Source organism: Kitasatospora sp. NPDC041988 (assembly GCF_055588525.1).
Genome location: NZ_JBVJCO010000015.1, coordinates 51409 through 69990, shown reverse-complemented (window position 1 = coordinate 69990; position 18582 = coordinate 51409). Strand labels below are relative to the sequence as shown.

13 protein-coding genes are annotated in these 18582 nt (G+C 73.7%); 7 read left to right on the top strand and 6 right to left on the bottom strand.

From position 1 onward, the window contains the following. The first annotated feature begins 251 nt into the window (after positions 1-251). The 4 genes from ACZ6NC_RS17325 (at position 252) to ACZ6NC_RS17310 (ending at position 6169) form a co-directional block, all read left to right on the top strand. On the top strand, positions 252-1448 hold the full coding sequence (locus ACZ6NC_RS17325; RefSeq protein ID WP_465733523.1) for a CaiB/BaiF CoA transferase family protein: 1197 nt from the start codon (positions 252-254) through the stop codon (positions 1446-1448). A 10-nt stretch (positions 1449-1458) separates the two neighbouring features. Continuing rightward, positions 1459-2601 carry an acyl-CoA dehydrogenase family protein gene (locus ACZ6NC_RS17320; RefSeq protein ID WP_465733521.1) on the top strand — a complete coding sequence of 381 codons (1143 nt, stop codon included), beginning with the start codon at positions 1459-1461 and terminating at the stop codon, positions 2599-2601. Between the two features lie 145 nt (positions 2602-2746). Next, positions 2747-3961 (top strand): acetyl-CoA C-acetyltransferase, encoded by a 1215-nt coding sequence (locus ACZ6NC_RS17315; protein WP_465733519.1) that lies wholly within the window; start codon positions 2747-2749, stop codon positions 3959-3961. Positions 3962-3997: 36 nt separating this feature from the next. Beyond that, positions 3998-6169 carry a 3-hydroxyacyl-CoA dehydrogenase NAD-binding domain-containing protein gene (locus tag ACZ6NC_RS17310; protein ID WP_465733517.1) on the top strand — a complete coding sequence of 724 codons (2172 nt, stop codon included), beginning with the start codon at positions 3998-4000 and terminating at the stop codon, positions 6167-6169. Between the two features lie 110 nt (positions 6170-6279). Here ACZ6NC_RS17310 and ACZ6NC_RS17305 read toward each other — a convergent pair whose 3' ends face one another. Continuing rightward, a complete protein-coding gene (locus ACZ6NC_RS17305; RefSeq protein WP_465733515.1) occupies positions 6280-7026 on the bottom strand; it encodes a MerR family transcriptional regulator in 747 nt (248 codons plus the stop codon). Between the two features lie 141 nt (positions 7027-7167). Between ACZ6NC_RS17305 and ACZ6NC_RS17300 the strand changes: the two genes are divergently transcribed. Next, positions 7168-9360 (top strand): hypothetical protein, encoded by a 2193-nt coding sequence (locus tag ACZ6NC_RS17300; protein ID WP_465733513.1) that lies wholly within the window; start codon positions 7168-7170, stop codon positions 9358-9360. Here ACZ6NC_RS17300 and ACZ6NC_RS17295 read toward each other — a convergent pair. The 5 genes from ACZ6NC_RS17295 to ACZ6NC_RS17275 form a co-directional block, all read right to left on the bottom strand. Continuing rightward, complete coding sequence (locus ACZ6NC_RS17295; protein WP_465733511.1) at positions 9325-10671, bottom strand: hypothetical protein; 1347 nt, start codon at positions 10669-10671, stop codon at positions 9325-9327. The genes ACZ6NC_RS17300 and ACZ6NC_RS17295 overlap by 36 nt on opposite strands. Positions 10672-10685: 14 nt before the next feature. Further along, positions 10686-11135 (bottom strand): hypothetical protein, encoded by a 450-nt coding sequence (locus tag ACZ6NC_RS17290; RefSeq protein ID WP_465733509.1) that lies wholly within the window; start codon positions 11133-11135, stop codon positions 10686-10688. A 213-nt stretch (positions 11136-11348) separates the two neighbouring features. Next, positions 11349-12557, bottom strand: coding sequence for an isopenicillin N synthase family dioxygenase (locus ACZ6NC_RS17285; RefSeq protein WP_465733507.1), 1209 nt, complete (start codon positions 12555-12557; stop codon positions 11349-11351). Between the two features lie 307 nt (positions 12558-12864). Beyond that, entirely contained in the window at positions 12865-13554 is a 690-nt protein-coding gene (locus ACZ6NC_RS17280) for a response regulator (protein WP_465733505.1), read from the bottom strand. Beyond that, the gene (locus ACZ6NC_RS17275) at positions 13506-14975 is read right to left on the bottom strand and encodes a sensor histidine kinase (protein ID WP_465733503.1); all 1470 of its coding nucleotides are present in this window, start codon (positions 14973-14975) and stop codon (positions 13506-13508) included. The genes ACZ6NC_RS17280 and ACZ6NC_RS17275 overlap by 49 nt, the downstream gene beginning before the upstream one ends. Before the next feature lie 378 nt (positions 14976-15353). On the opposite strand from ACZ6NC_RS17275, the gene ACZ6NC_RS17270 reads away from it, so the two are divergent. Both ACZ6NC_RS17270 and ACZ6NC_RS17265 read left to right on the top strand, forming a co-directional pair. Then, positions 15354-16058 carry an ABC transporter ATP-binding protein gene (locus ACZ6NC_RS17270; protein WP_465733501.1) on the top strand — a complete coding sequence of 235 codons (705 nt, stop codon included), beginning with the start codon at positions 15354-15356 and terminating at the stop codon, positions 16056-16058. Then, complete coding sequence (locus tag ACZ6NC_RS17265; protein ID WP_465733499.1) at positions 16055-18418, top strand: ABC transporter permease; 2364 nt, start codon at positions 16055-16057, stop codon at positions 18416-18418. Before ACZ6NC_RS17270 ends, ACZ6NC_RS17265 begins: the two co-directional genes overlap by 4 nt. The last annotated feature ends 164 nt before the right edge of the window (positions 18419-18582 follow it).

The following is an 18582-nucleotide window of genomic DNA, read 5'->3' as shown; positions in this document are numbered from 1 at the left end:
CGGCGGCCGGAACCCCTCCGAACAAGCAGGACGGCCCTGTCGGCCCTTCCGTCGGTTTACCGACGCACCCTTCGTGGTCGCGGTTGCGCCGAGCGCGTCAAGGATCCGTCAGGAAGGGAAGGGAAGGGCGGGCGCGGGGATGGCGAACGGGCCGGGGTGTCCGGGCCCGAAGGTCTTGTTACCGGCGGGTCGCTTCCCTATCATCGCGAGTGTGACAGCTTTACTGTCAAACCCCGGAAGGTCTGTAGCCAGTGCATGACACCAGCAGTCCCGGCCCGCTGGCCGGCGTCCGGGTGGTCGAGCTCGCGGGGATCGGGCCCGGCCCCTTCGCCGCCATGCTGCTGGCCGACCTCGGCGCCGACGTCGTGCGCGTCGACCGGCCGAACGCCTCGCCGCTCGGCATCGACCCGGCGTACGACGTCACCAACCGCAACAAGCGCTCGGTGCTGGTCGACCTCAAGTCCCCCGAGGGGGCCGGCCAGGTGCTCGACCTGGTCGAGCGGGCCCACCTGCTGATCGAGGGCTACCGCCCCGGCGTCGCCGAACGCCTCGGCGTCGGCCCGGAGGCCTGCCTGGCCCGCAACCCCGCCCTGGTCTACGGCCGGATGACCGGCTGGGGCCAGCACGGCCCGCTCGCCGCCCGGGCCGGCCACGACATCGGCTACTCGGCGGTGGCCGGCGTCCTCGGCATGATCGGCCCGGCCGACGGACCGCCCGCCATCCCGGTCAACCTGCTCGGCGACTTCGCCGGCGGCTCGCTCTACCTGGTCGTGGGCCTGCTCGCCGCACTCCACCACGCCCGCGAGACCGGTGCCGGCCAGGTCGTCGACGCCGCCATCGTGGACGGCGCCGCCCACCTCACCTCCGTGCTCTGGGGCCTGCTCGCGTCCGGCCAGTGGCAGGACCGCCGGGGTGTCAACCTGCTTGACGGCGGCGCCCCCTGCTACGCCGTCTACCAGGCCCAGGACGGCGGCCACCTCGCCGTCGGCGCGCTGGAGCCGCAGTTCTACGCCGAGTTCGCCCGGCTGCTGGAGCTCGGCCCGGACGCGCCCGGCCAGTGGGACACGGCCCGCTGGCCCGAACTCCGCGCCCTGATCGCCGCCCGCTTCGCCACCCGGACCAGGGCCGACTGGGAGGCCGTCTTCGCCGGCTCCGACGCCTGCGTGGAACCCGTCCTGACGATGCGTCAAGCAGCTTCGTCCGAACACCTGGTGGCGCGCGGAACTTACGTCGAGGCGGACGGCTTCACCCAGCCCGCCCCCGCGCCCCGGTTCTCCGCCACCCCCGGCACGCTGCGCCGCCCGCCGGCCCGGCCGGGCGCGGACGCCGCCGAGGTCGCCCGCGACTGGGGCCTGCCCGGGCCGGCGGCTTCCGCCGTCCCCGCGAACTCCCTGCCCTCCGCCGACGCCCCGAACTCCCTGCCCTCCGCCGACTCCGAGGCCCGATAAGGAGCTTGCCGTGCAACGCGACATCTACACCGAGGAGCACGAGGACTTCCGGACGACCGTCCGCGCCTTCCTCGCCAAGGAGGTGCTGCCGCACTACGACCGCTGGGAGCAGGCCGGCATCGTGGACCGCTCCGCCTGGCTCGCCGCCGGCCGGCAGGGCCTGCTCGGCCTGGCCGTCCCCGAGGAGTACGGCGGCGGGGGCAGCGCGGACTTCCGCTACGCCGCCGTGCTGGCCGAGGAGTTCGCCCGGGCCGGCGCCTCCGGCCTCGCGCTCGGCCTGCACAACGACATCATCGGCCCGTACCTCACCTCGCTCGCCACCGACGAGCAGAAGCGCCGCTGGCTGCCCGGGTTCTGCACCGGCGAGCTGATCACCGCCATCGCGATGACCGAACCGGGCGCCGGCTCCGACCTCCAGGGCATCCGCACCCACGCCGTCGACCAGGGCGACCACTACCTGCTGAACGGCGCCAAGACCTTCATCTCCAACGGCATCCTCGCCGACCTGGTGGTCGTGGTCGCCCGCACCACCCCCGAGGGCGGCGCGCACGGGCTCAGCCTGCTGGTGGTCGAGCGCGGCACGCCCGGTTTCGAGCGCGGCCGCAACCTCGACAAGATCGGCCAGAAGTCCCAGGACACCGCCGAGTTGTTCTTCGAGGACGTCCGCGTCCCGAAGGAGAACCTGCTCGGCGAGGAGAACCAGGGCTTCGTCTACCTGATGCAGAACCTCGCCCAGGAGCGGCTCACCATCGCCGCCGCCGCGATCGCCGGCGCCGAGTACCTGGTCGAGATCACCACCGCCTACGTGAAGCAGCGCGAGGCCTTCGGCCGGCCGCTCGCCAAGCTCCAGCACATCCGCTTCGAGATCGCCGAACTCGCCACCGAGTGCGCCGTCACCCGCGCTTTCGTGGACCGCTGCATCACCGAGCACAATCGGTACGCGCTCACCCCGGCGGACGCCTCGATGGCCAAGTGGTGGGCCACCGAACTGCAGAAGCGCACCGCCGACCGCTGCCTCCAACTCCACGGCGGGTACGGGTACATGAGCGAGTTCCCGGTCGCCCGCGCGTTCACCGACGGTCGGATCCAGACCATCTACGGCGGGACCACCGAGATCATGAAGGAGATCGTCGGCCGTTCCCTCCTCGGCTAGCCCTGCTCCCGGCCGGCCCCTCCCGCCCGGCCCTTCCACGGACCGCCGGGACCCCCGGACCACCCGTACCGCCCGGACCGCCAGGACCCCGGACCACCCCTCCCCGGACCCCCGGACCACCCTTTTGCCCGAAAGGCTCTCCACCGTGACCACCGAAGCGTACGTCTACGACGCGATCCGCACCCCGCGCGGCCGGGGCAAGGCCAACGGCTCCCTGCACGGCACCAAGCCGATCGACCTGGTCGTCGGCCTGATCCACGAACTGCGCCGCCGCTTCCCGGACCTGGACCCGGCGGCGGTCGACGACATCGTGCTCGGCGTGGTCAGCCCGATCGGCGACCAGGGCTCCGACATCGCCCGGATCGCCGCCGTCACCGCCGGCCTGCCCGACACCGTGGCCGGCGTCCAGGAGAACCGCTTCTGCGCCTCCGGCCTGGAAGCCGTCAACCTGGCTGCCGCCAAGGTCCGTTCTGGCTGGGAGGACCTCATCCTGGCCGGCGGCGTCGAGTCGATGTCCCGGGTGCGGATGGGCTCCGACGGCGGCGCCTGGGCGATGGACCCGATGACCAACTACGAGAACTACTTCGTCCCGCAGGGCATCGGCGCCGACCTGATCGCCACCATCGAGGGCTTCTCCCGCACCGACGTGGACGCCTTCGCCGCCGAGTCCCAGGCCCGCGCCGCCAAGGCGCAGGCCGACGGCCTCTTCGACCGCTCGGTCGTCCCGGTCCGCGACCGCAACGGCCTGGTCGTGCTGGACCGCGACGAGTTCATCCGCCCCGGCACCACCGTGGAGAGCCTGGCCGCCCTCAAGCCGTCCTTCGCCGGCATCGGCGACGCCGGCGGCTTCGACGCCGTCGCCCTGCAGAAGTACCACTGGGTGGAGGGCATCGACCACGTCCACCACGCCGGCAACTCCTCCGGCATCGTGGACGGCGCCGCCCTGGTCGCCATCGGCAACCGCGAGATCGGTGAGCGGTACGGGCTGCGTCCGCGCGCCCGGATCGTCTCCGCCGCCGTCTCCGGCTCCGAGCCCACCATCATGCTCACCGGCCCGGCCCCGGCCACCCGCAAGGCGCTCGCCAAGGCCGGGCTGACCGCCGCCGACATCGACCTGGTCGAGATCAACGAGGCCTTCGCCGCCGTCGCCCTGCGGTTCGTCCGGGAGATGGGGTTCCGGCACGACCAGGTGAACGTCAACGGCGGCGCGATCGCCCTCGGCCACCCGCTGGGCGCCACCGGCGCGATGATCCTCGGCACCCTGATCGACGAGCTGGAGCGGCGCGACCTGCGCTACGGCCTGGCCACCCTCTGCGTCGGCGGCGGCATGGGCATCGCCACCGTCGTCGAGCGCATCTGACCTCCTGACCTCCTCTTTTCTCCCGGAGACCCGAATATGAGCGACACCACCACCATCCGCTGGGAGCAGGACCAGGACGGCGTGGTCACCCTCGTCCTCGACGACCCCACCCAGTCCGTCAACACCATGAACGAGGCCTTCACGGCCGACTTCGACGCCACCGTCGAGCGCCTGGCCGGCCTCGGCGACGAACTGCGCGGCGTCGTCATCACCTCCGCGAAGAAGACCTTCTTCGCCGGCGGCGACCTCAAGATGCTCTCCGCCGCCCGCCCCGAGGACGCCGCCGCCGTCTTCGAGAAGTCGATGCGGATCAAGCGCGCCCTGCGCCGGCTGGAGACGCTCGGCAAGCCGGTGGTCGCCGCCGTCAACGGCAGCGCCCTCGGCGGCGGCCTGGAGATCGCCCTCGCCTGCCACCACCGGATCGCCCTGAACACCTCCGCCAGCCGGATCGGCCTGCCCGAGGTCACCCTCGGCCTGCTCCCGGGCGGCGGCGGGGTCGTCCGCACGGTCCGCCTGTTCGGCATCACCGACGCCCTGCTGAATGTGCTCCTCCAGGGCCGCCAGTACCGGCCGGCGCAGGCGCTCCAGCACGGCCTGGTCCACGAACTGGTCGACACCCCCGAGGAGTTGTCCGACCGGGCGCGCGCCTGGATCGACGCCAACCCGACCGCCGTCCAGCCCTGGGACGTCAAGGGCTACAAGATCCCCGGCGGCACCCCGAACACCCCGGCGCTCGCCGCCAACCTGCCCGCCTTCCCCTCCAACCTGCGCAAGCAGCTGGCCGGCGCCCCCTACCCGGCCCCGCGCAACGTGCTGGCGGCGGCGGTGGAGAGCGCCCAGGTGGACGTCGACACCGCCATGGTGATCGAGGCCCGCTACTTCACCGAGCTGGCCTGCGGGCAGACCAGCAAGAACATGATCCAGGCACTCTTCTTCGACATGCAGGCGGTCAACTCCGGCGTCGGGCGGCCGAGTTCCTTCGAGAAGCGGACGGTCCGCAAGGTCGCCGTGCTCGGCGCCGGGATGATGGGCGCGGGCATCGCCTACACCTGTGCCAAGGCGGGCATCGAGGTGCTGCTCAAGGACGTGACGGTCGAGGCCGCCGAGCGCGGCAAGGCCTACTCCGCCGGGCTGCTGGAGAAGGCGATCGCGCGCGGCCGCTCCACCGAGGCGAAGCGCGACGAGCTGCTCGCCCGGATCACCCCCACCGCCGAGGCCACCGACCTGGCCGACTGCGACGCGGTGATCGAGGCCGTCTTCGAGAACCCCGAGCTGAAGCACAAGGTGTTCCAGGAGATCGAGGCCGTGGTTGCGCCGGACGCGCTGCTCTGCTCCAACACCTCCACCCTGCCGATCGGCCTGCTCGCCGAGGGTGTCCAGCGCACCGCCGACTTCATCGGCCTGCACTTCTTCTCGCCGGTCGACAAGATGCGGCTGGTGGAGATCATCCGCGGTCCGCAGACCGGCGACGAGGCGCTGGCCCGCGCCTTCGACCTGGTCCGGCAGATCGACCGGACCCCGATCGTGGTCAACGACTCGCGGGGCTTCTTCACCTCCCGGGTGATCGGCCAGTTCATCAACGAGGGCGTCGCCATGGTCGGCGAGGGCGTCGACCCGTCCTCCGTCGAGCAGGCCGCCGCCCAGGCCGGCTACCCCGCCAAGGTGCTCTCGCTGCTCGACGAGCTGACGCTCACCCTGCCCCGCAAGATCCGCAACGAGCACCGGCGCGCGATCGAGGCGGCGGGCGGCGAGTGGACCGCCCACCCGGCCGACGCCGTGGTGGACCGGATGGTCGACGAGTTCGGCCGCCCCGGCCGCAGCGGCGGCGCCGGCTTCTACGAGTACGGCGAGGACGGCAGGCGCGGGCGGCTCTGGCCGGGGCTGCGCGAGCACTTCACGCGAGGTGACGTCGCCGTGCCGTTCGAGGACCTCAAGGAACGGATGCTGTTCAGCGAGGCGCTGGACTCGGTCCGCTGCCTGGAGGAGGGCGTGCTCACCTCGGTCGCCGACGGCAACGTGGGTTCCATCCTCGGCATCGGCTTCCCGGCCTGGACCGGCGGCGTCTTCCAGTACATCAACGGCTACGAGGGCGGCCCGGCCGGCTTCGCGGCCCGAGCCCGCGAACTGGCCGCCGCCTACGGCGAGCGGTTCGCGCCGCCCGCCCTGCTGGAGCGGATCGCGGCGGAGGGGCGGACGTTCACGGACTGACGTCCGCCTGAGGGCGGCGGCCTGCGGTCAGCGGCCGGGGGTCCGTTGCCTGAGGGCAGCGGTCTGGGGCCCGTTGCCTCAGGTCCCGCGACCGGCGGGCCCGTTGTCGGTCAGCTGGGCGAGTCCGCGTCACCGCGCGCGGCCTCGCCCAGCTCCTCCCTGAGGGAGCGCTGGAACGCCGTCACCAGTGCCTGCGCCACCATCGGCTGGATGTGGTCGGTCAGCGCCTTCATCCGCTCCAGCTCCGCCGGGGCCGGCTCGCTCTCCCGGTACGGCCTCCACACCGTCTCGCGGAACAGCCGGTGCAACTCGTGCGCCGTCGCCCGGCTGTGCTCCAGCACCACGGCGCGCGCCGCCAGCAGGGTCTCCAGCGGGATCGGCACGTCCAGGATCCGCACCCCGAGCGGCAGCAGCCCCGGATCCACCCGGAACACCTCGGCATCCGCCGTCCGCTCCAGCGCCCCCATCGCACCCAGCCGGTCCAGCTGCGCCTCCGACAGCGCCCGGCCGGCTCGCCGCTCCAGCTGCCCCCGGCTGACCTCCTCCGGCGCCTCCGGCGTCCACGACGCCACCAGCGCACGGTGGATCGCCAGGTCCAGCGGCGTACTGTCCTGCGGCAGCCGCGCCAGATACCGCTCGATCGCCGCCAACGTCAGCCCCTGGCGCTGCAACTCCTCGATCAGCCCCAGCCGGTCCAGGTGCTCCGCCCCGTACAGACCCACCCGTCGCGGCCCCAGCTCCGGCGGCGGCAGCAGCCCCTTCGTCCCGTAGAACCGCACCGTCCGCACCGTCACCCCCGCGCGCGCCGCCAGCTCGTCCACCGTCAGCCGCACCTCGACACCCTCGCTCGCGCTCATCCGTGCAGCCTCCCGTAGCACTTCCGCTGTAACAGCAGAAGTGTGACAGTGGCCGTCAACACAGGTCCACCCCGTGCTTGAGCCAGCCCGCCGATGCCGCCAGGATGGGGAAGGCGTGGCGGGCGGGGGAGAGGCGGGGGAGTGCACAACTCGATCAGCGGCGGCGAGTTCCAGAACGTCTTCATGGCGCACACCATCAATGTCGCGGCGCCCCTGGACCCGGCGGAGCGGGTCATCCTGATGGACGTTCCGGTGATACGGCACTACGTGAACAACCACGAGCTGTTCACGCGGATGGACACCATCCGGGCCGGCTGCCGGGCGGAGGACGTGGCCACCCGGATCCTGCTGTGGGGCATGCCCGGAATCGGCGTGACGGCCGCCGCCGACCGCTGGGTGCGCCAACACCAGGCGGACCTGCCGACCATCCAGCTGCGGGCGGAGCTCTCCCCGAACGGTCAGCACACGGACGCCACCGCCGTCCTGGAGGACTGGCTCGACCAGCTCGGCGTGCCGAGGCAGGACCGGCCCGGCGACCAGGCCGCGCTGGCGCGTTGCTTCCAACGCCGCACCGCCGGTCTGCCGGTGCTGGTCCTCATCGACGGCGCGCGAACGGCCGGGCAGGTCAGGCCCCTGCTGCCCGGCTCACGCAAGAGCATCGCGCTGATCACCAGCCACGACCGCCTCAGCGGGCTGCGCGGCTCCCACGACGTCGAACAGCTGAGGGTCGGACCGCTGGACGACGAGCACAGCGACGCCCTCTTCGCCCGCGTCGCCGACCTCGGAGACGAGACCAAGGCCGCCCGGCTGCCCCTCATCCGCGCCTGCGCGGGCATCCCGTTGGCCCTGCGGATCCTCGCCGCCCGGCTGGTCTCGCTCGGACCGGCTGCGCTGCAGGAGCTCGCCGCCCAACTCGACAGCGGCACATCGCGCCTGGAGGCACTGGCCGTGGACGACGTCTCCCTCCCGCGCCTGCTCGACGAGATGTACCGGAGCCTGGACGCCGACAGCGCCCGCGCCTACCGGCTGCTCGGTCTGCACCCCACCCTGCTGCTGGACGAAGGGGCGATCCGGGCGCTCCTCGGAGCCGCCGGACCGCTCGGCCCGACCCTGGACGCACTGCGCATCGCCAACCTGCTGGACCGCCGGGGGGACGGTCGCCACCTGCTCAACGGCGTCGTCCACGAGCACGCCGGGCTCGCCGCCCGGCTGCCCGCGCACGCGCAGGAGCGCGAGGCCGCGTTGGACCGCGTCCTGGCGTACTACACCGATCTCGCGGAGGCGGGGGAGGCGGCGCAGTCCAAGCGCTGGCGCCACGACCCGGCGGGCGCCTACCGGCGGTGGGCCCCGGTGGCCGACGGCGCGGTGCTCGGCGGTCAGGTGGTCGACGGTGCGGTGCTCGGCGGTCAGGTGGCGGACGGTGCGGTGCTCGGCGGTCAGGTGGCCGACGGTGTGGCGCTCGACGGGTACCGGACCACTCTGGTCGCCGCCGTCGAGACGGCCAACCGGGCCGGGCGGCACGATCACGCCTGGCGGATCTGCCAGGGCCTGTGGACGCACTGCCTCCGTGGCGGCCACCACACCGACTGGATCCGGGCCTTGCGGATCGGTGTCGCGTCCGCGCTGGAGACCGGGGATCTGCTGGCGCTCGCCCGGATGCACTACGAACTGGGCTTCGCGCTGCTCGACCGCTTCGATGCGGGGGAGGGCGATCCGCGCCTCGCCCGGGAGCACCTTGCCGAGGCGTTGCGCATCGCGCGCGGGCGTACGGGGGGCGAGGGCCACCGTCGGACGGCGTCCTCGGCCCTGGAGGCGCTCGGCCTGCTGAGCCTCCGCGAGGGGGACCCCGGTAAGGCGCTCGGTCTGCTGGACGAGGCGCTCGGCGCGCTCGACGGGGTCGACCACCGGCGCGGCCTGGCGCTGCTCGGCTACCACCGGGGGCGCGTGCTGACCGCGCTCGGCCGGCACGCGGACGCCGAGGCCGTACTCCAGGGAGCCGGCGAGGAGTTCGCCCGGCTCGGCGACGGCTACAACGTGGCTCGCAGCCTCACCCGCCTCGCCGAGGACCGGCTGGCCGCCGGCCTCCCCGACGCGACCCTGACCCTGCTGACCCAGGCGCTGGAGGCGATCCCCGACCGCCCGGACACCGCCTACCAGCGGGCCGAGATCCTGCGGCAACGCGGCGACCTGCACCGGACGTCCGGTGCCGAGGCCGAGGCGATCGCGGACTGGACGGGCGCTCGTGCGTTCTACGCCCAGGCCGGCAGTACCAAGGTCGCCGAGGTCGAGCGCCTGCTGTCACCGGGGGGCTCGGCAGGGGCGGACCAGGAGTAGCCCGACCGGCTGCCCGGCGCCCGTTGCCACCCGCACCACTCCGCCGGGCGCCGGCTCGCCGTACAGCTGTTCATGGACGACGGACGCCGCCACCGCGAACGAGGCCCACCCCGGACGCTCCTGCCACACGGCCGCCAGACGGCGCCCGTCGGGAAGCAGCGCCAGACAGCCGCCGGCCGGCTGCTCCACCGCGATCAGCGCGCAGCCGGCCGGCCCCCGTCGGAGCTCCCGCCAGGTGGACTCGGCCGTCGACTCGGTGGTGGAATCGGCGGCGGACTCGGCCCGTTCGGCGGGTACCAGCAGCACATCCGCCGACCGCCGGACCCCGCTGTCGGGCTCCGCGAAGTCCGCGACCAGATGGGTGTCCGCGCCGAGATGGTCGCGCCGGGATCGCTGCAACCCGGCCGGGTACCTGCGCAGCCTCATGCTTCGCCCGCCCCCGGAAGCCTGGGCCGACGCCTCGGCTGGCTCCACGACCGACACCGCGACCACCGTCGGTGGCAGCACCGTCGGCCGGGCGGCTGGCAGCGACGGTACCGGGACCACCCGGGTGACCGCCGGCCCGGCGGGCTCGTCCAGCCCGAGGTGGCGGTAGAACACGGCGCGCAGCCGGGCGGCGGACTCCCCCGGCACCGAGCTGACGAGGCCGCCGACCTCGGCGAGCGCCTGGTCCGCGCGCTGGGTGTCCGCCGCGCTCAGCAACTGCGGCAGGACACCCTCCCACCCGGACAACCGGGGGGCGAGCTTCCCGAGCTGCTCCATCGGCGAACCGGGTGCCACGGCGTCCTCCGCGAAGGCACCCAGAACGGTCGGAATTCCCAGCGCGGCGCCGTACAGCGTCACCGAACCGTGGTCGCCCACCAGGAAATCGGCGGCGATCAGCGCCGCCTTCCAGATTTCCGTCTCGGGCCCCGGAAGTATCAGGCCGGCCTCGACGAATTCGCCCAACCAGCGTTGCATCTGCCACCGCCCGTGGGCGTACCAGGCATTCGGGTGGACGGCCGCGACCACCCGGAATTCATCGGACGGCAATTCCGCCAGTACGCGGCGCAGCGCATCCGCCTCGGCCTGTCCGATCAGCGAATGCGGGCCCCAGGTGGACGACACCACCACCAGCTTCTGCCCCGGCCGGACCCCGAACGCGCCCCGGTACGCCGAGCGCAGGGGCGTGCTCGCCCGCAACTGGTCCAGGCAGGGATCGCCGACCACGGCACTCACCGGGACGGCCTCGGGGCACCCCGCTCGCAGCCGATCGAGCTGTTCCTGATGGGACAGCAGGACGGCGGACGGCACGACCCGGCCGTTGTGCATCAACCACTCGGCCGTCAGGCCGAAGGCTCCCGGCTCCCGGCTCCCGGCTCCCGGCTCCCGGCTCCCGGCTCCCGGCTGAGCATTTTATTGTATCCAGCGCCGTGCGGTGCTCCGATCAGCGGTGCGCGCAGTGCGTGCAAATCCCCGCCCCGGTTCGTGGCTATCGCGAGATCGAACGGGAATTCCTTGGCCGATTCCCATGGTATTTCGATCATCCCGCGTTCCCGGAGGAAATCCGAGGTGCCGGAGTCCAGCGCCGACGAGCCGGGGCAGCTGAACAGCACCTCCACCCGCCGGTCCGCCCCGAACACGGCGAGCAGGTCCAGCAACCGGGTCGCGGCGGTGATGTTGTGCACCACGCCGAGGACGCGCCGCTCGGGCCGGACGGTCGACCAACGGGCGCGGTCGTCCGCGATCGCCGGGTGTACCCGCTGTGCCCGCACGGTGTTCGTCGTCAACGCCACGCCCCCGCCTTTCGCCAAGTCGACCCATTCTGCCAGCTCGGGGATGGTGGACGGGCGCGGCCGGGGGACGGGCGGGGCGGGACGGGCGCGGCCGGGGGACGGACGGGGGCGGGAGGGCGGCCGTGCGCGAGCCGGCCTGCGCCCCTCTGGCTCCTTCGGCGGATTCCAGAAGGTGCAGGCCGGCGGTGGGTCGGGTTCTGCGGGGGCCGGGGCTCAGGAGCGGGTCGGTTCCGCAGGGGTGGTGTCGACCAGGTCGGGGTGGTGGCGGCGGGTGACCTCGGGGTGGGCGCGGGTGTAGCCCTTCCACTCGTTGAGGCCGAACTCGGCGAAGAGCGGGTTGGCCGGGTCCTGGGTGGCCCCGGGGGCGTGGTGGGCCAGGGGGAAGTCGAGCGGCTCGATGTGGGCGTCGAGGCGCGGGTTGTAGAAGAACGGGACGGAGAAGCGCTCCCGGGCGCCGGGCGGGCTGACCACGCGGTGACTGGTGGCCTTGAGGTAACCGTCGGTGGCGACCTCCAGCAGCTCGCCCAGGTTGACCACGAAGGCGCCCTCCATCGGCGGGACCTCCAGGAAGCTGCCGTCCGGACGCTCCACCTGGAGGCCGCCGACGGTGTCCTGGAGGAGGAGGGTGATGAAGCCGTAGTCCTTGTGCGCGCCGACGCCCTGGCCGGCCCCGTCGGGCGCCGTCCCGGGGTAGCGGACCAGCTTCAGCCGCAGGTGCGGGTGCCCGGCGAAGGCGTAGTCGTAGAAGTCCGGGCGGGCGCCGATCGCGGTGAGCAGCTCGTGCAGCAGCCGCTTGGCGACGTCACCGAGGCGGTCGATCCAGTCGAGCGCGGCGGACCGCAGCTCGGGGAGCGCCGTGGGCCACTGGTTCGGGCCCTCCAGCCACCAGTACGGCGGCTCGCCGTGGCCCGGGACGTGCGGGGGCAGCTCGGCGCCGATGTCCAGCTGGTCGCGCCAGTCCTGGCTGCCGCCGGTGCGCTCGTCGCCGGTGCGGGTGTAGCCGCGGAAGTGCGGGGAGTTGAGGTTGCTCACGCCGAGCCGGTCGGCCTCGGGGAGGTCGAAGAAGGCCCGCATCGCCCCGGTGAGGGCGGCCGTCTCGACCGGGGTGACACCGTGGCCGACGAGCTGGAAGAAGCCGACGCCGGTGGCCGCGGCCCGCAGCTCGTCGTGCAGCCGGAGCCGGTCCTCGGGGCTGCCGCCGGCGAGCGAGAGGTCGATCACCGGGAGGGCGTCGGCGAGGGCGCCGGGAGCCGCGCCGGCCGAGGCCTTCGGGGCACTCGGATCGGTCGGGGCGTTCGCGGGCGTGCTCGCGGAAGTCTTCGCGGCCGTGTCTGCGGCCGTGTCCGCGGCCGTGTCCGCGAGGGCGTTCGACCGGGCGTCCGCGGGGGCGGACGGGGTGGTGGAGGGGTGCTGCTGCGTCATGGGTGACATCCGCTGGGTCTCGTCCCGACCGTTCCCGGTGGTCGACCGGGGGCGCCGGGGCCACGCCTGGTGCGGCGGGTGCCCCGGGGGCCGGGAAGGGGGACGCGGCCTGGTGAGGACCGCGCATGAGGGTGGGAGGCGCGAGGTTCAGCCGGAGCGTCGACAGGACATGGTCGTCACGCGGAGCAGGTCCACGTGGCGGCGGCGAACAAGTATGAGCACGTCACCAGCCTAAATGACGGTCGTACCAGCGGGGAGGCCTCGGGTCCAAACTGTTGTCGTGTGCGTGCCAAGTGGCGGGAGTTGGTCAGGTGTGGAGGCCGTTGAGGCCGCTGCGGTCACTGGGTCCGGTGTGGTCGTTGAGGTAGGCCAGCACCGCGAGGACCCGCCGGTTGTCGTCGTCCGAGGGCAGGAGGTCCAGCCGGACGAAGATCGACGCGGTGTGCTTGGCGACCGCCCGCTCGGTGATCACCAGCTGCTGGGCGATGGCTGCGTTCGACCGGCCCTCCGCCATCAATGCGAGCACCTGCCGTTCGCGCGGGCTGAGCGCGGCCACCGGGCCGGAGGAGGAGTTGTGGGTGAGTAGTCGGCTGATCACCTCCGGGTCCATCGCCGTGCCGCCCTGTGCGACCCGGCGTACCGCTTCCAGGAACTGGGAGCCGTCCATGACGCGGTCCTTGAGCAGGTAGCCGATCCCGCCGCTGCCGTCCGCCAGCAGCTCGCGTGCGTAGAGCTGCTCGACGTACTGCGACAGCACCAGCACCGGCAGCCCGGGGTGCTTCTGACGGGCTGCCAGAGCGGCGCGCAAGCCCTCGTCGGTGAACGAGGGCGGCAGCCGGACGTCCACCACGGCGATGTCCGGCCGGTCCGCGGCCACCGCCGCCAGCAGCTCGTCACCGGTCTCGACGGCCGCGGTGACCGTCATGCCGTTCGCCTCCAGCAGCCGGGTCAGGCCGTCCCGGAGGAGGAAGAGGTCTTCGGCGATGACAACGCGCACGGGATCTCCAGCTGTGCGATGGTGGGGCCGCCCGGCGGGCTGCTGACGGCGAGCACCCCGTCGAACGCGGCCAGCCGCCGCTCTGTTCCGCGCAGACCGGTGCCCTTGGACGGGTCTGCGCCGCCGCGCCCGTCGTCGGTCACCGATATCCGCAGCAGCCCCTCGGCGCTGTCATGGCCGATCTCGATCCAGACCTGGCCGGCCCCGGCGTGCTTGACCACATTGGCCAGCAGCTCGCTCGCCGCGAAGTAGGCCGCGGATTCGACCGGTGCGGGTGGTCGGCCCGGCAGCCCGCCGGTGAACCGGACCGGCAGCGGCAGGTCGAGGGCCATGGCGTGCACCGCGTCGGCCAGACCGCGGTCGGCGAGCACCGGCGGATGGATGCCCCGGACCAGGTCGCGCAGCTCGCCCAGTGCCCTGGCCGAGGACGTCCGGGCCTCCGCGAGCAGCGGCCGCAGGGCGTGCGGGTCGTGGTCGAGCAGTTGCTCGGCCACGCTCAGCAGCATCCCCAGCGCCACCAGCCGGGCCTGCGCCCCGTCGTGCAGGTCCCGCTCGATCCGGCGCAGCTCGGCCGCTCCGGCGTCGATGGTGTCCGCCCTCGTCCGGGCCAGATGGCTGACCTGGAGGGCCAGCTCGGTCTGCCGGGACGGCCCAAGCAGGGCCCGGGCGGCCCGCTCGTGCAGCGCCAGCACGGGCCGGGCGGCCCAGAGGGCGACGGGCGCTGCCATCCAGAGCGCCATCGTGTAGAGCGCCAGCAGGGAGATGAACGGACCGCCCCGGCCGAACACTTGGACCAGTACCGGGACCAGGATCAGCAGTATGGCGGCGAGCAGGACGGTGATGCCGGAGAACACCGACCAGGCCGTGTCCCGCCAGGTCGCCGGGTCGCCCGGCCAGCCGCCGGCCTGCCGCCACAGCAGCCGCCACCGCGGACCTCCGTCGGCCGTCGGCCGGTAGGGCGGCTCTATCGCCCTACCGCTCCAACGCGCGACCAGCCGCCTCGTCTCCACCGCCACCCAGCGGGAGCCGATCACGCCGAGCATCAGCATTGGAAGCGCCAGCAGCAGTGCCCCGGAACGGCCGCTCGGTGCCGCGCCCCCGTAGATGACCGTGGCCGTCACCGCCAGCGTTCCCGGTGCGAGCAGAGCGGCCCCCGCCGCCCGGCCGGCCGCCCCGGTGGCCCAGCTCAGCGCCCAGACGGCGACCGGCAGCGTCGCCAGCAAGAGCCCCGTCATGGCGCGGAACCGGTTGGGCGCGGACGTGTCGTCAGGGCCCAGCAGGGCGGCGAGCACCAGGACGGGAGCGGCTACGGCGGCGACCGCGCCCGCCACCGCCAGGATGACCGCGTACAGCGCGCGCACGCTGTCCACGAGCGCCCGGCCCACCCGTGTGGCGGCCCTGGCCACGACAACCGTGCTCATCACGCACCTCCTGCCCCTTGCTGCGTCGTCCTGCAGCGTTCCTCGCGGAGCCCGGACCGGGCCCCGTCGATCGTGCGGTGGCCAGTCTGCCGGGCGGTCCACGGGCGGCGCACGGGGTCTGAACCCCGAACCTGAGGTGTACCTGAATACACCCCAAGGAGGCCGCCCAGCCGTCTGTCGAGGCCCTGCCGCCGGTTCGTAGCGTCGTTCCCGTCAGCCGGCTCGGGGCGTTCCGGGGCCGGATCCGCTCCCGAGTGCCCAACCTTCCCGAGCGCCCAAGTGTCGGCCCGGGCCTCGCTGTTCCTGCCAGGCCCGATCCCGTCCCCGGTCCCTTGTCCGCCCCTCGCTCCGCCCCTGTTCCCGACCCCTGGAGGGCCCGTGACCGCGCCGATCATCCAGCTCCGCGACATCAGCAAGACCTACGACACGTCCGACACCGCCCGCCCGGCCCTGGCCGCGCTGGACCTGGAGGTCCGGGCCGGCGAGGCGCTGGCCGTGCTCGGCCGCTCCGGCAGCGGCAAGTCCACCCTGCTCAACCTGATCGCCGGCCTCGACCGCCCCAGCACCGGCAGCGTGGTGGTGGACGGAGTCGCCGTCCACGAGCTGGGTGAGGCCGCGTTGGCGGGGTACCGGCGGGCGCGGATCGGCATGGTGTTCCAGTTCTTCAACCTGCTGGACGACCTCAGCGTCGAGGACAACGTGCTGCTCCCCGCCCAGCTGTCCGGGATGCGCCGAGACCAGGCACGGGCCCGCGCCGCCGAGCTGCTGGACCGGCTCGGCGTGGCCCGGCACGCCCGGACGTTCCCCGGCCTGCTCTCCGGCGGCGAGCGCCAGCGCGTCGCGGTGGCGCGGGCCCTGATGAACCGGCCGCCGCTGCTGCTCGCCGACGAGCCGACCGGCGCCCTGGACACCACCTCCGCCGCCGACGTCCGCGCGCTGCTCACCGAGTTGAACGCGGAGGGCCAGACGATCCTGCTGGTCACCCACGACACCGCGCTCGCCGAGGCCTGCGCCACCCGGACGATCGAGCTGCTCGACGGCCGCCTGCACCGCGACACGCTGCACGCGGGGGCCGCCCGATGAGCGCGCTCGGCAAGGTGGTCCGGGCCGGCGTCGGCCGCAAGCGGGTGCAGACGCTGGTCATGGTGCTCACCACGATGATGGCCGTCACGGCCTGCGTCCTCGCCACCGGGCTGCTGGCCGCCGCCGAGGGGCCGTTCGACCACGCCTTCGCCCAGCAGCGCGGCGCTCACCTGAACGCCCTGGTCGACCCGGCGAAGGCCGAGCCGGCGAAACTGACCGCCACCGCCCACGCCCCGGGGGTGACAGCGATGGCCGGCCCGTACCCGGCGCTGCCCCTGCGGCCGCATGCGGGCGAGAACACCAGCGCCCTCCCGGAGGGCGCCGCGCTGGCCCCGATGACCTTCGTCGCCCGCGCCTCGGACGAGCCGCTGGACGGCCTGCGGGTGACGCTCGGCCGCTGGCTCGCCGGGCCGGGCGAGGTCGTCCTCCCGGACGGCCGCTCCCCACTCGCCCTCGGTGACCGGATGACCTTCCCCGACCTGCCCGGCGGCCCGACGCTGACCGTGGTCGGGCTGGCCGCCTCGGTCTCCTGGAGCGCGGACGGCTGGGTCGCCCCCGAGCAGGCCGCCGCGCTGACCGCACCCGGCAGCACACCTCCGGTCCAGCTGCTCTACCGCTTCGCCCACGCCGGCACGGATGCCGAGGTGGACGCCGACCGCGCGGCGCTCGCCGCCGCCCTGCCGCCGGGCACGCTGACCGGTGTCACCTCCTACCTCCCGGTCAAGCAGCATGCCGACCGGACGGCCGCGACCTTCGTCCCGTTCGTTGTCGCCTTCGGCCTGCTCGGCCTCGCCATGTCCGTGCTGACCATCGGGGTGGTGGTCAGCGGCGCGGTCACCGCCGCCACCCGGCGGATCGGCATCCTCAAGTCCGTGGGCTTCACCCCGGCCCAGGTGGTCCGGGCCTACGTCGGCCAGGCGCTCGTCCCGGCGTCGGTCGGGACGGCACTCGGCGTCCTCGGGGGGAACCTGCTGGCCGTCCCCGTCCTCGGCCTGGCTGACAAGGCGCTGCGCAGCGGTCTGCTGGGCATCCCGCTCTGGGTCGACCTCGCCGTTCCGGCGGTGGCACTCGCCGCGGTGGCCGGGACGGCCCTGGTGCCCGCGCTGCGGGCCGGTCGGTTGCGCACCGTCGAGGCGCTCGCGGTCGGCCGGACGGCGCCCGGTACGCGGTCCGGGGCCTCCCGGACCGTCGCGGCGGCTCAGCGGCTGCTGGCCGGGCTACCGGTGCCGCGTGCTCTGAGCTTGGGCCTGGCCGGCCCGCTCACCCGGCCGGTGCGTACGGCCACCACAACGGCGGCGGTGTTGCTCGGCACGGTCGGCGTGACGCTGGGTGCGGGCCTGGCGGTCTCCCTGAACGGGATCCAGGACGGCCTCAACGCCGACCACACGGGCGCGGTCGTCGTGGAACCGCCGATGGACCGCTCGGCCAAACCCGTCGACCGCCTGGACGAGGCCGCCGTCGTGGCCGCGATCACCGCCCGCCCGGGCACCCGGGCCTGGTTCAGCACGGTCCTCGCCCCGGTCACCGTGGCGGGCCACACCGGGCGGGCCGGTGTGCTCGCCTACGGCGGGGACTCCTCCTGGAGCGGGTACCAGATGATTTCCGGCCGGTGGTTCCACGGCGGGGGAGAGGCGGTCGTGGGGTCCGGGTTCCTGAGCACCAACCAGGTCCGGGTCGGCGACACGATCACCCTCACCGACCACGGCCGCAGCACCCCGGTCCGGATCGTCGGCGAGGCGCTCTCCACGGAGGACGTGGTGCTGACCGACCGATCCACGCTGATACCCCTCGACACCGCCGTCCTTCCGGCTTCCGTGCGGTTCCACGTCGACCTCGCGCACGGCACCGACCGGCGGGCCTACGCGGACGCGCTGGACGATGCGTTGCGGCCGCTCGGCCTCGGGGCAGAGCCGGGCGAGGCGGGGCTGAACATCACTGTCCTGGCGATGAACTCACTGGCCGCTGTACTCACCCTGCTGCTGGTCGCGGTGGCGGGCCTCGGGGTGCTCAACACCGTCCTGCTGGACACCCGGGAGCGGGTCCACGACCTCGGGGTGCTCAAGGCGCTCGGGATGTCACCGCGCCAGACCGTGGGGATGGTGCTCACCTCGGTCTGCGGCAGCGGCCTCCTCGCCGGCCTGGTGGGCGTCCCGGTCGGGGTCGCCGTCCACCACTGGATAGTCCCGGCGATGGCCCGCGCCGCGGGGACGGGCGTACCGGAGGCGGACCTCGCGGTCTACGAGCCGGGAGTGGTCCTGCCACTGGTGCTCGGCGGGCTGGTGATGGCACTGCTCGGCGCCCTCCCGCCGGCCACCTGGGCGGCACGCACCCGGACGGTGACGGCGCTGCGCACCGAGTAGCGGTCCAACAGTCCGCCTGGGTGTTGGGCCGCCGCCCCGGAACCCGTCCTTCCGGGGCGGCGGCCTGGCTCGATTCGCCCAAGCCTGGGCGAGCCGCCCGAGTACGCCGGCCCCCCTGCTCGCGCGGGCCGTCCGAGCAGGGGGCGAACCGAGCCCGGGTGGCC

Bases quoted from the DNA above. Each gene is read 5' to 3' on its own strand.
- ACZ6NC_RS17310 (WP_465733517.1), top strand. From the start codon at position 3,998: ATGAGCGACACCACCACCATCCGCTGGGAGCAGGACCAGGACGGCGTG.
- ACZ6NC_RS17275 (WP_465733503.1), bottom strand. From the start codon at position 14,975: ATGAGCACGGTTGTCGTGGCCAGGGCCGCCACACGGGTGGGCCGGGCG.
- ACZ6NC_RS17265 (WP_465733499.1), top strand. From the start codon at position 16,055: ATGAGCGCGCTCGGCAAGGTGGTCCGGGCCGGCGTCGGCCGCAAGCGG.
- ACZ6NC_RS17295 (WP_465733511.1), bottom strand. From the start codon at position 10,671: ATGCACAACGGCCGGGTCGTGCCGTCCGCCGTCCTGCTGTCCCATCAG.
- ACZ6NC_RS17305 (WP_465733515.1), bottom strand. From the start codon at position 7,026: ATGAGCGCGAGCGAGGGTGTCGAGGTGCGGCTGACGGTGGACGAGCTG.
- ACZ6NC_RS17285 (WP_465733507.1), bottom strand. From the start codon at position 12,557: ATGACGCAGCAGCACCCCTCCACCACCCCGTCCGCCCCCGCGGACGCC.